Raw genomic sequence first — 12,959 nt, 5'->3', positions numbered from 1 at the left:
GGTTCCAGAATGCAGCGCCCTGCCGATGCGTGCCGATGCGTGCCGAGGCGGATGCGGCGGGAAATGTCCCCCACACTTCCCCGCCGCGCGTGGTCCGCTGCCCCCTGGGGGGCTTTTCATCGCCGGGCCGCCCCCAAGATGAAAAAGCCCCGGCGGGCCGGGGCTTCCTGGGTGGCCGCTCAGGGCTTCTTCACCGGTGCGGCGGTACCGCTGGTGTTCGGCCCGAGGCCGCTGGCGGGGCGCGCGGCGGACGCGGGTCCGCTCGCCGGCATGGCCGGCACCACGCCGCCCGTGGTGGAGCCGCCAGCCGCCGGCGCCGGCATCGTGCTGGTGGTGCCGGGCTGGGGCGGCACCGCGCCGCCCGTGGTGCTCTGGGCGCCCGCGGGCAGGTTCCAGGCCAGGGCCGTCGTCATCAGGATGGCGGCGGGAACGGTGCGCAGAAGTCGCTTGGTCATGTGCGAAACCCTTTCGGTTGGTTGGACAGGCTGGTCAGTGTGCCGGCCTTCCTCGTTACATGGGCACCGGAATCGTTGGGTTTGTAAGGATGTGAATGCATACTGACTTTGCAAATCGGGACGTGCCGGAACAGCCCGCCGGGCGTTGCGCCCCGCCCCGGCGTGCTGCGCCGCGGCACGAAAACCGTGCACGCGGTAGAATGCCGGGTTCGACAAAATCGCCGGTTGCCTGAACGCATGGCGCCCCGCGCCGGGCCGCGTTCCTTGGACGTTCGCCGGTGGCCACGCCCCCGCGCCTGCCGAGCCGGTTGCGCCGGCCGCCTCCGCCCCGCCAGCAGGCCGCGGGACGGTGCCGAAACCGCGGCGCCGGCCGTCGTCCAGCCAACAAGGCCGCGCGCCGCTTCGTCCCGGCGCGCGCGGTGGCAGTCTGGTTCATCAATCGCAGGGACGCGCAAGGAGCATTCGCATGGCCAAGGAAGAACTGATCGAGATGCAGGGCATCGTCAACGAGGTGCTGCCCGACACGCGTTTCCGCGTCACGCTGGACAACGGCCACGAGCTGGTCGCCTATTCGGCCGGCAAGATGAAGAAGAACCGCATCCGCATCCTGGCGGGCGACCGCGTGTCGCTGGAGCTGTCGCCCTACGACCTGAGCAAGGGCCGCATCAGCTTCCGCCACCTGGAGCGCCGCAGCGACATGCCGCCGCCGGGACCCCATCAACGCCGCAGGTAAAAGCCCACCCCCAGGCTCCACGCGCTGCGCGCTGTTGCGCCACCCCCCTCCAGGGGGCACCGCCAGCGGGCGGGCAAAGCCCTTCCGCGGCGGTCGCTGGCATGGCCTGCTCCGCGGCCTTCGGGCTCTTTGGGTTAGATACGCTACTGGCTATGACCTAAATCGGCCTCCAGCGCTTGCTGGACAAGCGCCAGCAGCTACTCAATCAATAGCATCACCCACGCCGCGCGCGCACCGCGTCGGCCAGCGCGCGCAGCACCGGCACGGTCTGCGCGAAGCTGATGCAGGCGTCGGTCACCGAGACGCCGGGCGCGAGGGGCTGGCCGGGCACGATGTCCTGGCGGCCTTCCTCCAGGTGGCTCTCGATCATCACGCCCATGATGCGCGCGTCGCCCGCCGCCACCTGCCGCGCCACGTCCTCGGCCACCACGATCTGGCGCGCGTGCTGCTTGCTGCTGTTGGCGTGCGAGACGTCGATCATCACCTGCTCGCGCTGGCCGGCGGCCTTGAGCAGCGCGCAGGCGGCATCGACGTCGGCCTGGGCGTAGTTGGGCGTCTTGCCGCCGCGCAGGATGACGTGGCAGTCGTCGTTGCCGCGCGTCTCGAACACGGCGCCCTGGCCCATCTTGGTCAGCCCCAAAAAAGCGTGCGACGCCTGCGCGGCGACGAGGGCGTCGGCCGCCACCTTCACGCCGCCGTCGGTGCCGTTCTTGAAGCCGACCGGGCAGGAGAGGCCGCTGGCGAGCTGCCGGTGGCTCTGGCTCTCGGTGGTGCGCGCGCCGATGGCGGCCCAGCTCACCAGGTCGCTGATGTACTGCGGGCTGAGCAGGTCGAGGAACTCGGTGCCCACCGGCAGGCCGAGCGCCAGCACGTCGAGCAGCAGGCGGCGCGCCATTTCCAGCCCGTCGTTGATGGCGTAGCTGCCGTCCATGTGCGGGTCGTTGATGTAGCCCTTCCAGCCGACCGTGGTGCGGGGCTTCTCGAAGTACACGCGCATGACCACCAGCAGCTCGCCGGCCAGGGCGTCGGCCTCGGCCTTCAGGCGGCGGGCGTAGTCGAGCGCCTGGCCGTGGTCGTGGATGGAGCAGGGGCCGACCAGCACCACCAGCCGGTCGTCCCGCCCGTGCAGCACGCGCGAGAGGGCGGCGCGGCTGGCTTCCACCAGGTCCTCGGCGGCGGCGGGCGCGGGCAGCCACTCCTGCAGCAGCGCGGGGGTGACGAGCGGGCGCACGGCGCGGATGCGCGTGTCGTCGATGCGGGTGGCGTCGTGGGTGCCGGGGTTTTCGTCTTCGGACATGATTTGAAGTCTTTTGGGGCTCCAGCGCTTGCTGGTCGAGCGCCGGCAGCTATCAAAATCATAACATCAAGGCGCGGGCGCGGTGCGTGCCATGCGGATGGCGCCGAACGGGCAGCGCACGGCGCACAGCGCGCAGCCGGTGCACGCGGCGGCGTCGTGCAGCGTGGCCGACTTGCGCCCGCGCTCGGCCCGCAGCGACAGCACGTGCGGCGGGCAGGCCGCCACGCACCAGCCGCAGCCGGTGCAGCGCGCGGGGTCGATGGCGGGCAGGGCCGGGCGGCGCGCGGAGATGCCGTTCATGCCGCTTTGCCTTCAAACCGATGACGAATGACGCCGGCCGGCGCCGGCATGGCAGATGATGACTCCGTCATTGAAGCGCAGCGAGGTCATTCGCCGTCTGTCATGTCTCGTCAGGGCCGGACGCTGACCTCGGGCAGCCGCGCCAGCACGTGGCCCAGCATGGCGCGGCTGTCCTGGATCACCTGGGTGCGCCAGGCGGGCGAGGAGGGGTTGAACATCTCGCGGTAGTCGCGCCGGATGCGCGCCTCGGCCTCGGGGCTGGCGTAGCCGTGCTGCGCGCCCTGGTTCTCCAGCACGCCGACGTGCAGCGACTTCACCGCGCCCAGCGTGGTCTGGCTGTCCATGGTGCCGTATTCGAACACGGCGGGCAGGTGCGCGCCGCTGGTGCGCAGCGCGCCGATCCAGCCGGCGACGTCGCCGGTGACGGTGTAGAAGTCCCTTCCGCCGCCCCAGTCGATGGCCTGGCCGCTGAACACCGCCTCCAGGCCCTCGCGCACGCGCCGGTTCTCGGGCGGGTTCAGGAACACGTGCAGGCGGCCACGCGCGCCATAGCCGGTGTGCAGGTCGATGCCCATCGACAGCGGGTACTGCTCCAGCACGGCGGTCAGGCGCGGCGCCAGCGCGGTCAGCTGCGGCTCGGGCGCATGGCCGCCGTAGTAGATGCCGCGCGGCTCGGCGTATTGGCCCTGCAGCACGGCCTGGCGCAGCACCGGCATGCCGTGGCGGGCGATCATGGCCACCGAGCGCAGCAGGAACAGCCGATGGCCCCAGGCGTTCGGGTCGGCCTGCTCGCGCGGATTGATCAGCGGGTCGACCAGGGGGTAGCCCGCGTTCTGCGTCTGGTACAGCGCGGGGTGCATGGAGGCGTTGCGGTTCAGGTCCACGTTGTGCGCGGTCACGCGGCGCTGGTGCGCGAAGCCCCAGGGGTTGAGCGCGTGCAGCAGCAGCACGCCGGTGTCGGCCATCAGCGCGTCGGTCATGAACTCGTCCATGAACAGGCGCATCACCGCGCCGCCGGCCGGCCCCTCCACGCCGTGCACGCCGGAACTCAGCACCAGCAGGCGGCGCGGCGCGCGCTGCGCCGGCACGTAGAGGCCGTCCACGGCCAGGTTCGGCGCGCCGTCCACCGGGATGGCGAAGCGCTCCACGCGCGCGAAGCGCGGCGCCAGCGCGTCGCCGGCCGCCAGGAACGCCTGGCGCGCCGGCGCGTAGTCGTCGATGAAATAGGCCAGCGCGCGGGGATCGGGCGCCACCGCCGGGTCGGGCGGGGCGTAGCGGGCAAAGCGCCAGCTCGCCACGCCCGCGGCCAGCAGCCCCAGCACGACCAGCGCCAGCGCGGCGCGCCCTACCCATCGCAGCATGTGTTTCTCCTTGTATCCCTTGGTCGGCACTATAGGGCTTGTACGGCCGATCGGGCCACAATGCCGGCCATGCGCGCGCGCCTGCTGCTCCCCCTGCTCCTGTGCGGCACGGCCGCCCTGGCCCAGCCGTTCGCCTACCAGGACGCCGACAACCCGAGTCAGGCCGCCGGGACGGTACACGCCTTGCTGGTCGTGAGCCGCACGATGCTCGCCGAATGCGCGCGGCGCCAGCCGGCGCTGGAGGACGAGATGCTCCGCAACCTCCACGCCCGGGAGACGCGGGAGCACGCGGTCATCCTCAAGGCCGAGTACGCGTGGTGGCGGGTGGTCAAGCAAGACCCGGCGCTGCGCGGGTTCAACGTCTTTGCGCGGGTGTCGGCGGAACAGAAGCTCAAGAACTTCGACGACGCGCCCCTGGAAGACGCCGCCAAGGCGCAATACATCGCCGACGAAACGCCCAACCTGGACAGCCGCATCTGGACATACTGGCGCAGCCGCAGCGAGCGGTTCGACGTGGTCTTCGACGCCCAGGGCCGGGTGGCGGCCGTGCGAGCCGACGATCCGGCGCTGCGCGCCCGCGTGACGGCGCGCTGAGCGCGGGGCTCACTTCTTCACCGGCGCCAGGCGCTCAGCACGCCGCGCCGCGCAGGCCGAGCACGCGCGCCGCCAGCGCGGTGAGTTCGGCGGCCACGGCCTCGGGCGGCAGGCGGCCGTCGGGCCGGTACCAGTAGTAGAGGAAGCCGGGCAGGCTGCACGCGGCCAGCGCCGTCAGCTGGGTGTCGCGGAAGTCCAGGTCGCCGTCGGCGCGCGCCTGCTCCAGCAGCGGGTAGAGCCGGGCGTAGAAGTGGCGCGCCAGCTTCTTCTGCGCCGCCCGGTATTCGGGGCGGTAGGCCTGCGGCTCCAGGTAGGGGAAGAAAGCCGCCGGGTGGTGGTCGATGGTGGCGCGGATCAGGCGGCCCAGGCCGTCCAGCACCTTCTGGCTGGCGCGGCGCGGGTCGTCGGCGGCGAAGTCCAGCGCGGTGAAGCATTCCACCGCCGGCGGCCACGACAGGGTTTCGAGCACCTCCTGCTTGTCGCGGAAGTAGTAATAGACGAAGGGCTTGCTCACGCCCAGCGCCTGCGCGATCTGCGCCAGGGTGGTGCCGGCGTAGCCCTGCTCGGCGAACAGGCGCGCCGCCACGGCCAGGATGCGCGCGCGCTGCTCGCCGCCGCGCTGGGTGCGCGCGCGCTGGCGCCCGGAGTGCGGCGGGTGCCCGCCGGCGGCCGGCTGGCGGGCTGGCGCCAGGGTTCTGCTCATCCGTCCAGACGGATGCCCAACTCCTTGACCAGCGGGTGCCAGCGCTTGATCTCGCCGCCGATCAGCGCCTGGAATTCCTCCGGCGTGTTGCCGTCGGGCACGATGCCGAACTCGCCGTACTTGGTGCGCACCTCGGGCGAGTGGATGGCCCGGCGCACGGCCTGCTGCAAGGCCCGGACGTGCTCCATCGGCGTGCCGGCGCGCACGGCCACGCCCACCATGGTGGCGAACTCCATGCCCTCGATGCCGACTTCCTTGAAGGTCGGCACGTCGGGCAGCGACGGGTGGCGCTGGGCGTCGGTGATGGCCAGCGGGCGCAGCTTGCCGGCCTGGAAGAAGCCGCGCGCCGCGGCGTAGTCGGTGATGGCCACGGGCACCTGGCCGCCCACCAGGTCGGCCAGCGCGGGCGACGAGCCCTTGTAGGGAATGTGGACCATGGACAGCCCGGCGCGTTTCATCAGCAACTCCATCGCCAGGTGCTGGGGCGTGCCCGCGCCGGCCGAGGCGAAGCTGAGCTTGCCCGGCTGCGCGCGCACCTGGGCGATGAACTCGCGCGCGTCCCGGGCCGTGCTGGCCGGGCCCACGGCCAGGAACATCGGCCCCTTGGCCAGCAGGGTGACGAGTTGCAGGTCTTTTTCAGGCGAATAGCCCAGGTTCTGGTACAGCACCGAGTTGAAGACCATGATGCCGTTGTCGATGTTGATCAGGGTGTAGCCGTCGGCCGGCGAGCGCTTCACGTCGGCCACGGCGATGGCGCCGTTGCCGCCGGGCTTGTTGTCCACCACCACCGGCTGCTTGAGGTCGGCCGCCATCGCCAGCCCCGCCACCCGCGCGAGAAAGTCGGAGCCGCCGCCGGCCGGGTAGGGCACCAGCCAGCGCAGCGCCTTCGAGGGGTAGGGCGCGGCGGCTTGGGCCAGCGCCGAGCGCAGCGGCAGGCCGGCCAGGGCGCCGGCGCCGGCCGCCATCAGTCCGAGAGCGGTGCGTTTCTTCAGCATCATGTGGTGTGTCTCCTGGGGTTGGGGCTGGCGCCTTGGGGGAATGGCGCGCCATGCACGGGATTGCGCGGTGTCGCGCAGGTTCTACCCGTTGGTAGGATTGTTGATGCAGCATTGCCCGCTCACAAGCGCCGGCGCATGATGGCCGGCTATCGATAACCCCTAGAAGGTGACGCCATGGAGACAACCGCCCCCGCACAACCCGACCAGCCGCTGCACGAACACCTGCGCAGCCATGCCCGCGCGAAGCCCGGCGGCACGGCCATCGTCTGGTACGGCGCCACCCTGACCTGGGCCGAGCTGGACCGCGCCAGCGACGCCTTCGCCGCGCGCCTGCAGGCGCTGGGCGTGAAGAAGGGCGACCCGGTGGTGATGTTCCTCAACAACTGCCCGCAGTACGTCGTCGCGCACTACGGCATCCAGAAGATCGGCGCCGTCGTCTGCCCCAGCGGGCCGCTGAACAAGGAGCACGAGCTGGGCTACCAGGTGAACGACCTGAAGGCGCGGGTGATCGTCGCCGCGGCCGACCTGCTGCCGGTGGCGCTGAAGGTGCGCGAGGCCAGCACGCTGGAACACGTGTTCGCGGTGCACTACGCCGACCTGCTGCCGCCCGAGCCCGCGATTGACCTGCCCGCCGAATTGCAGGCGGCGCGCCAGGCCGGGCGCACGGTGCCGCCCGGCTGCGAGGACTTCCTGGCCGCGATGCGCGCCGACGCGCGCCCTGCGCCGGTGGCCGTGTCGATGGACGACGTGGCGCTGATGACCTACACCAGCGGCACCACCGGCCTGCCCAAGGGCGCGATGCTGAGCTACGGCAACGCGCTGTTCAAGACCACGGTCACCGCGCAGTCGGCCGGCGTGGGGCCCCAGGACGTGTGCCTGTCCATCGCGCCGCTCTACCACATCGCCGGCATGCTGATGGGCGTCAACACGCCGGTGCTGGTGGGCTGCGCGCAGGTGCTGCTGTTCCGCTTCGACCCGCTGGCGGTGTTGCAGGCCATCGACCGCTACCAGGTCACCTACTGGTACTCGATCGCGCCGATGAACGTGGCCTGCATGCAGGTGCCCGGCGCGGCCGATTTCGACTTGAGCAGCCTGCGGCGCAACCCGGTCACCAGCTTCGGCATCAGCTTCACCGAGCCGCTGGCCCGGCAGTGGCAGACCTTCACGCGCGGCCCCTGCGTGGCCTGCGAGGCCGCCTACGGCCTGAGCGAGACGCACACCATGGACACCGGCATGCCCTTCGACGCCATCCGCTGGGGCACGCACGGCAAGCCGATGCCGGGCGTCACCGTGCGCATCGTCGATCCCGACACCGGCGCCGAGGTGCCGGTGGGCGAGATGGGCGAGATCGCCCTGCTGTCGCCCGGCAACTTCAAGGGCTACTGGAACAAGCCCGAGGCCACCGCCGCCACGCTGAAGGACGGCTGGGTCTGGACCGGCGACATGGGCCGCATGGACACCGAGGGCTACCTCACCTTCATCGGCCGCAACAAGGAGATGATCAAGGTCTCGGGCTACAGCGTGTTCCCGGAGGAGGTGGAGACCATCCTCATCAAGCACCCGGCGGTGAAGCAGGCCGCCGTCATCGGCCAGCCCGACCCCGACAAGGGCGAGGTGGTCAAGGCGTTTCTCGTCCTTCAGCCGGGCGCCGCCGTGACGGCCGAGGAGATCGTCGCCTGGTCGCGCCAGAACATGGCGACCTACAAGGCGCCCAGGCACGTGCGCTTCATCGACGAGCTGCCGGTGACCGGCGCCGGCAAGATGCTGCGGCGGCTGCTCAAAGACAAGGACTGATCTTCTAAGCCAAATCGGCCTCCAGCGAGCGCCCAGCAAGCGCTGGCAGCTATGTTATCAGTAGCTAATTCATGACCCAACCCCTGTTCCACAAAGTCCTCGTCGCCAACCGGGGCGAGATCGCGCTGCGCGTCGTGCGCGCGCTGCAAGAGCTCGGCATCCACAGCCTGGCCGTGTACGCCGACGACGACGCGCAGGCGCCGCACGTGCGCGCGGCCGACCAGGCCGTGGCCCTGGGCGCCACCGGCCCGGCGGCCTACTTGGGCGGCGCGCGCCTGATCGCCCTCGCGCGCGAGCACGGCTGCGACGCGGTGCACCCCGGCTACGGCTTTCTGAGCGAGCGCGCCGACTTCGCGCGCGCCTGCGCCGCCGCGGGCATCCGCTTCATCGGCCCCACGCCCGAGCAGCTCGAACTGTTCGGTGACAAGGCGCAGGCGCGCGCGTTGGCTAAGCAGCAAGGCGTGCCGCTGATGCCCGGCAGCCAGGCCGCCGTGACGCTGGAGGAAGCGCAGGCCTTCCTCGCCGCGCAGAAAGGCGCGGGCGTGATGCTCAAGGCCATCGGCGGCGGCGGCGGGCGCGGCATGCGCGCGGTGCGCAGTGCCGACGAGCTGGCCGCCGCCTACGAGCGCTGCCGCAGCGAGGCGCGCGCGGCCTTCGGCGTCGATGGCGTGTACGTGGAGCGGCTGATGGACGGCGCCCGCCACGTCGAGTTGCAGATCCTCGGCGACGGCCGCGACGCGCTGTCGCTCGGCGAGCGCGAATGCACGCTGCAGCGGCGCTTCCAGAAGCTGGTGGAGATCGCCCCCAGCCCCTCGCTCACCGATGCGTTGCGCGCGCGCCTGACCGAAGCGGCGCTGCGCATGGCGCGCGAGGTGCGCTACGAAGGGCTGGGCACCTTCGAGTTCCTGGTGGACCTCGCCAGCAGCGACCTGCCCTTCGTCTTCATCGAGGCCAACCCGCGCCTGCAAGTCGAGCACACCATCACCGAGGAAGTCACCGGCGTCGATCTGGTGCGGGCGCAGATCGCGCTGGCCGCCGGGCGCACGCTGGCGCAGGTCGGGCTGGATGCGGCCGCGCCGCCGCGCCCGCAGGGCTTCGCCATCCAGTGGCGCATCAACGCCGAGACATTGGACGCGCAAGGCCAGGCCACGCCCGGCAGCGGCACGCTGGCACGCTTCGACCTGCCCGCCGGCCCCGGCGTGCGCGTGGACACGCACGGCGCCGCCGGCGCCACGCCCTCGCCGCACTACGACACGCTGCTCGCCAAGCTCATCGTGCACGCGCGCGGCGGCTTCGCCGATGCGCTGCGCCGCTCGCGCCGCGCGCTGGCCGAGTTCGGCATCCGCGGCGTCGCCACCAACCTGCCGCTGCTGCGCGCCCTGGCCGAGCGGCCCGAGATGGCGACCCAGCAGGTGCACACGCGCTGGCTCGAAGCGGCGCTGCCCGAACTGCTCGACGCTTCAGAATCGATAGCTGCCGGCGCATTGCTGGCGGGCGCTGGCGACCTTTTTGACCAAGAAGCCGCGCCGCCGCCCGCCGCCGCCCCCGAAGGCGCCGTCACCGCGCCCATGCCCTCGCGCCTGGTGCAGCTCAGCGTGGCCGAGGGCGACGAGGTGCCCGCCGGCGCCGAACTCGCCGTGCTGGAGGCCATGAAGATGGAGCACGTGCTCGCCGCCCCGCACGCCGGCCGCGTGCGCCAGGTGCTGGCCGTGCCCGGCGGCTACCTGGCGCAGGGGCAGGCGCTGCTGGTGCTGGAGCGCATCGAGGGCGAGGCCCACGCGCGCGAAGACGCCGCCGCCGCGCACGACCCCGGCCACATCCGCGCCGACCTCCAGCGCGTGCTGGACCGCCACGCCCTCACGCTGGACGCCGCGCGCCCCGAGGCCATCGCCAAGCGCCGCCAGCGCGGCCGCACCGCGCGCGAGAACATCGCCGACCTGTGCGACGAAGGCAGCTTCATCGAATACGGCCAGCTCGCCATCGCCGCGCAGACGCGCCGCCGCAGCCTGGAGGACCTGATCGCCAACACGCCCGCCGACGGCATGGTCACCGGCATCGGCGGCGTCAACGGCCCGGTCTTCGGCGAGGAGAAGGCGCGCACCGTCGTCATGGCCTACGACGCCACCGTGCTCGCCGGCACCCAGGGCATGCGCAACCACGCCAAGACCGACCGCATGCTCGACATCGCGCTGGCGCAGCAGCTGCCCGTGGTGCTGTTCGCCGAAGGCGGCGGCGGGCGCCCCGGCGACACCGACACCGCCGTCACCGCCGGCCTGCACATCCACACCTTCGCGCGCTACGCCGCGCTCTCGGGCCAGGTGCCCGTGGTCGGCGTGGTGCACGGCCGCTGCTTCGCCGGCAACGCCGCGCTGGTGGGGTGCAGCGACGTCATCATCGCCACCCGCGCCAGCAACCTCGGCATGGGCGGGCCGGCCATGATCGAGGGCGGCGGCCTGGGCGTGTTCAAGCCCGAAGAGGTCGGCCCCAGCGGCGTGCAGCACGGCAACGGCGTGATCGACGTGCTGGTCGACGACGAGGCCCAGGCCGTCGCCGCCGCGCGGCAGTACCTGGGCTACTTCCAGGGCCGCACGCGCGACTGGATCACGCCCGACCAGCGCCCGCTGCGCGCCGTCGTGCCCGAGAACCGCCTGCGCGTCTACGACACGCGCGCCGCCATGCAGGGCCTGGTGGACGAAGGCAGCCTGCTGCCGCTGCGCACCGGCTTCGGCGCCGGCATGCACACCGCGCTGGCGCGCATCGAGGGCCGGCCCGTCGGCCTGATCGCCAACAACCCGCTGCACCTGGGCGGCGCCATCGACGCCGCCGCCGCCGACAAGGGCGCGCGCTTCATGCAGCTGTGCAACGCGCACGGGCTGCCGATCGTCAGCCTGGTGGACACGCCCGGCTTCATGGTCGGCCCCGAGGTGGAAACGACGGCGCAGGTGCGCCACGTGTGCCGCCTGTTCGTCACCGCCGCCAGCCTGCGCGTGCCCGTCTTCGGCGTGGTGCTGCGCAAGGGCTACGGCCTGGGGGCGATGGGCATGGTGGCGGGCGGCTTCCACGCGCCGGTGTTCACCGTCTCCTGGCCCACCGGCGAGTTCGGCGGCATGGGCCTGGAGGGCGCGGTGCGCCTGGGCTACCGCAAGGAGCTGGAGGCCCTGCCCGCCGGCCCCGAGCGCGACGCGCTGTTCGCCAGGCTGGTGGCGCAGCAATACACCCACGGCGAAGCGCTGAACATGGCCACCACGCTGGAGATCGACGCCGTCATCGACCCGGCCGAGACGCGCGCCTGGCTGTCGCGCGGCCTGGCCTCGGCGCGCGTGGCGGCGGCGGGGCACCGGTTCGTGGACACCTGGTAGTCATGAGCAAAAAGTGCCTCCAGAGCTTGCTGGATAAGCGAAAGCAGCTATTGATAATATAGCGAAAGTGCGGTTTCTTTACATGCCGGCGCAGCTTCTTTGCCGCCGCGACAGCGCCGCTTGACGCCGCCCGGCGACAAACGAAGGGCGGCGCAATCCCGCGCCGGCATGGAGACTGCGATGGCACTCATGGCCGAATTCCTGGCGATCCAACTGGTGGCGCTGGCCCTGCTCGGGGCCGCCTACTGGGCCGTCACGCGCTGAGCGCGGCGCCGATCGATAACCGTTCGGGCTGAGCTTGTCGAAGCCCTGCGCGGCGCTTCGACAAGCTCAGCGTGAACGGATTGGACTCTTGAGCGCGCCTTCGTATTGGAGGGCCATCAGCCCGCTTGCAGCAAGCGCCAGAAGCTATCGATAAGATAGCTAAAGACGCTTCAAAGCGTGCGCCCCAGCGGCGCGATGCCGATCCACGCCGCGTGCAGCCAGAAGGCGAACGCCGCCCAGGCCACCACGCCCACCACCACCGCGCCCAGGGTGCCGGCCAGCGTGCCCGATGGGTAGACGGTGCCCAGTGCGCGGTCGCGCTGGCGGGCGGCGCGGAAGTCCAGCACGGCCCACAGCAGGAAGGCGCCGAACAGCACCACGCCCGCCAGCGTGCCGGTGGACAGCAGGTGCCCGAAGGCCCACAGCTTCACGCCCAGCACCATCGGGTGGTGCAGCCGCGCCTTGATCTGGTTGCGCGGCACGTAGGCGGCGGCCAGGAAGACGAAGGCCAGCAGCGTGAACAGCGCATTGAGGTGCTTCAGCCCCATCGGCGGTGACCACAGCAGCACCGGCTGCTGCCGCGCCAGCGAAAAGCCCCACACGATCAGCGCGAAGCCGGCCAGCGACACCAGCGAATACAGGCCCTTCCAGGCTTTCTCGCCGATGCGCGCGATGGTGCGCGTGCGCCAGCCGTCGGCGAAGATGCGCACCGAGTGCGCCCCCAGGAACAGCACGAGGCCCAGGATGAGGACAGTCATTTTTTACAGCTCACTTTGGTGGGTTCAAAGCCGGGCGCGGTGGGTGCGCTCCGGCCCTAATTGTCACCCCAGCAACCGCAGGCTGCGGCGTCAACGTCGCCCGGCGTAGTGTTGGGCGTGGCCGTTTTCGCTGGAGTGCTGCGCAAGGGCCGCGGCCTGGCTTCGGCGCGCGTGGCGCCGGTTTATCGACACGTGATAAGGGAAATGCTTGGCGAAAGCGGCAGCTCCGGCCTGGATATCAAAACCACCCATTCCTCTCTGCAGAAACCTAAATGCCGGAGTGCAAATTTTTTCCTAACCCATTGATTTTTATGATGTTTTATCTATCCCTCTTCGCAGCTCT

At 71.3% G+C, this 12,959-nt stretch carries 11 protein-coding genes; 4 read left to right on the top strand and 7 right to left on the bottom strand.

All coding sequences use genetic code 11. The annotated features are described in order from the left end of the window. Positions 1 to 179 precede the first annotated feature (179 nt). Positions 180 to 455 carry a hypothetical protein gene (locus QM772_RS10545; protein ID WP_415136194.1) on the bottom strand — a complete coding sequence of 92 codons (276 nt, stop codon included), beginning with the start codon at positions 453 to 455 and terminating at the stop codon, positions 180 to 182. 466 nt (positions 456 to 921) lie between these two features. Between QM772_RS10545 and infA the strand changes: the two genes are divergently transcribed. Further along, complete coding sequence (infA, locus tag QM772_RS10540) at positions 922 to 1,188, top strand: translation initiation factor IF-1 (protein ID WP_415136192.1); 267 nt, start codon at positions 922 to 924, stop codon at positions 1,186 to 1,188. A gap of 214 nt (positions 1,189 to 1,402) precedes the next feature. Here the strand turns inward: infA and QM772_RS10535 are convergent, their stop codons facing one another. From QM772_RS10535 to QM772_RS10525, 3 genes are all read right to left on the bottom strand, one after another. Continuing rightward, a complete protein-coding gene (locus QM772_RS10535; RefSeq protein ID WP_415136190.1) occupies positions 1,403 to 2,485 on the bottom strand; it encodes a 3-deoxy-7-phosphoheptulonate synthase in 1,083 nt (360 codons plus the stop codon). Positions 2,486 to 2,551: 66 nt separating this feature from the next. Further along, the gene (locus QM772_RS10530; protein ID WP_415136188.1) at positions 2,552 to 2,785 is read right to left on the bottom strand and encodes a ferredoxin family protein; all 234 of its coding nucleotides are present in this window, start codon (positions 2,783 to 2,785) and stop codon (positions 2,552 to 2,554) included. A 110-nt stretch (positions 2,786 to 2,895) separates the two neighbouring features. Further along, positions 2,896 to 4,146, bottom strand: coding sequence for a M14 family metallopeptidase (locus tag QM772_RS10525; protein ID WP_415136186.1), 1,251 nt, complete (start codon positions 4,144 to 4,146; stop codon positions 2,896 to 2,898). Positions 4,147 to 4,215: 69 nt separating this feature from the next. Here QM772_RS10525 and QM772_RS10520 point away from each other — a divergent pair, with 69 nt between their 5' ends. Beyond that, the gene (locus QM772_RS10520; protein ID WP_415136184.1) at positions 4,216 to 4,740 is read left to right on the top strand and encodes a hypothetical protein; all 525 of its coding nucleotides are present in this window, start codon (positions 4,216 to 4,218) and stop codon (positions 4,738 to 4,740) included. 34 nt (positions 4,741 to 4,774) lie between these two features. Here QM772_RS10520 and QM772_RS10515 read toward each other — a convergent pair whose 3' ends face one another. Together QM772_RS10515 and QM772_RS10510 are read right to left on the bottom strand one after the other, a co-directional pair. Beyond that, a complete protein-coding gene (locus QM772_RS10515; protein ID WP_415136182.1) occupies positions 4,775 to 5,443 on the bottom strand; it encodes a TetR/AcrR family transcriptional regulator in 669 nt (222 codons plus the stop codon). Then, on the bottom strand, positions 5,440 to 6,438 hold the full coding sequence (locus QM772_RS10510) for a Bug family tripartite tricarboxylate transporter substrate binding protein (protein ID WP_415139554.1): 999 nt from the start codon (positions 6,436 to 6,438) through the stop codon (positions 5,440 to 5,442). Before QM772_RS10510 ends, QM772_RS10515 begins: the two co-directional genes overlap by 4 nt. A gap of 177 nt (positions 6,439 to 6,615) precedes the next feature. Here QM772_RS10510 and QM772_RS10505 point away from each other — a divergent pair, with 177 nt between their 5' ends. Together QM772_RS10505 and QM772_RS10500 are read left to right on the top strand one after the other, a co-directional pair. After that, positions 6,616 to 8,235: an AMP-binding protein gene (locus tag QM772_RS10505; RefSeq protein ID WP_415136180.1), complete on the top strand. Its 1,620-nt coding sequence runs from the start codon at positions 6,616 to 6,618 to the stop codon at positions 8,233 to 8,235. Between the two features lie 83 nt (positions 8,236 to 8,318). Further along, entirely contained in the window at positions 8,319 to 11,594 is a 3,276-nt protein-coding gene (locus QM772_RS10500; protein WP_415139552.1) for a carboxyl transferase domain-containing protein, read from the top strand. Positions 11,595 to 12,028: 434 nt separating this feature from the next. Here QM772_RS10500 and QM772_RS10495 read toward each other — a convergent pair whose 3' ends face one another. After that, a complete protein-coding gene (locus QM772_RS10495) occupies positions 12,029 to 12,616 on the bottom strand; it encodes an NnrU family protein (protein ID WP_415136178.1) in 588 nt (195 codons plus the stop codon). Positions 12,617 to 12,959 lie beyond the last annotated feature (343 nt).

The sequence above is a fragment of the Ottowia sp. genome, from assembly GCF_047601385.1.
GTDB lineage: Bacteria > Pseudomonadota > Gammaproteobacteria > Burkholderiales > Burkholderiaceae_C > Ottowia.
This window is presented reverse-complemented; position numbering and strand designations above follow the sequence as displayed.

Excerpts from the sequence above, each read along its gene's own strand:
- QM772_RS10520 (WP_415136184.1), top strand. The coding sequence starts at position 4,216 with ATGCGCGCGCGCCTGCTGCTCCCCCTGCTCCTGTGCGGCACGGCCGCC.
- QM772_RS10505 (WP_415136180.1), top strand. The coding sequence starts at position 6,616 with ATGGAGACAACCGCCCCCGCACAACCCGACCAGCCGCTGCACGAACAC.
- QM772_RS10495 (WP_415136178.1), bottom strand. The coding sequence starts at position 12,616 with ATGACTGTCCTCATCCTGGGCCTCGTGCTGTTCCTGGGGGCGCACTCG.
- QM772_RS10510 (WP_415139554.1), bottom strand. The coding sequence starts at position 6,438 with ATGCTGAAGAAACGCACCGCTCTCGGACTGATGGCGGCCGGCGCCGGC.
- QM772_RS10545 (WP_415136194.1), bottom strand. The coding sequence starts at position 455 with ATGACCAAGCGACTTCTGCGCACCGTTCCCGCCGCCATCCTGATGACG.
- infA (WP_415136192.1), top strand. The coding sequence starts at position 922 with ATGGCCAAGGAAGAACTGATCGAGATGCAGGGCATCGTCAACGAGGTG.
- QM772_RS10515 (WP_415136182.1), bottom strand. The coding sequence starts at position 5,443 with ATGAGCAGAACCCTGGCGCCAGCCCGCCAGCCGGCCGCCGGCGGGCAC.
- QM772_RS10530 (WP_415136188.1), bottom strand. The coding sequence starts at position 2,785 with ATGAACGGCATCTCCGCGCGCCGCCCGGCCCTGCCCGCCATCGACCCC.
- QM772_RS10525 (WP_415136186.1), bottom strand. The coding sequence starts at position 4,146 with ATGCTGCGATGGGTAGGGCGCGCCGCGCTGGCGCTGGTCGTGCTGGGG.
- QM772_RS10535 (WP_415136190.1), bottom strand. The coding sequence starts at position 2,485 with ATGTCCGAAGACGAAAACCCCGGCACCCACGACGCCACCCGCATCGAC.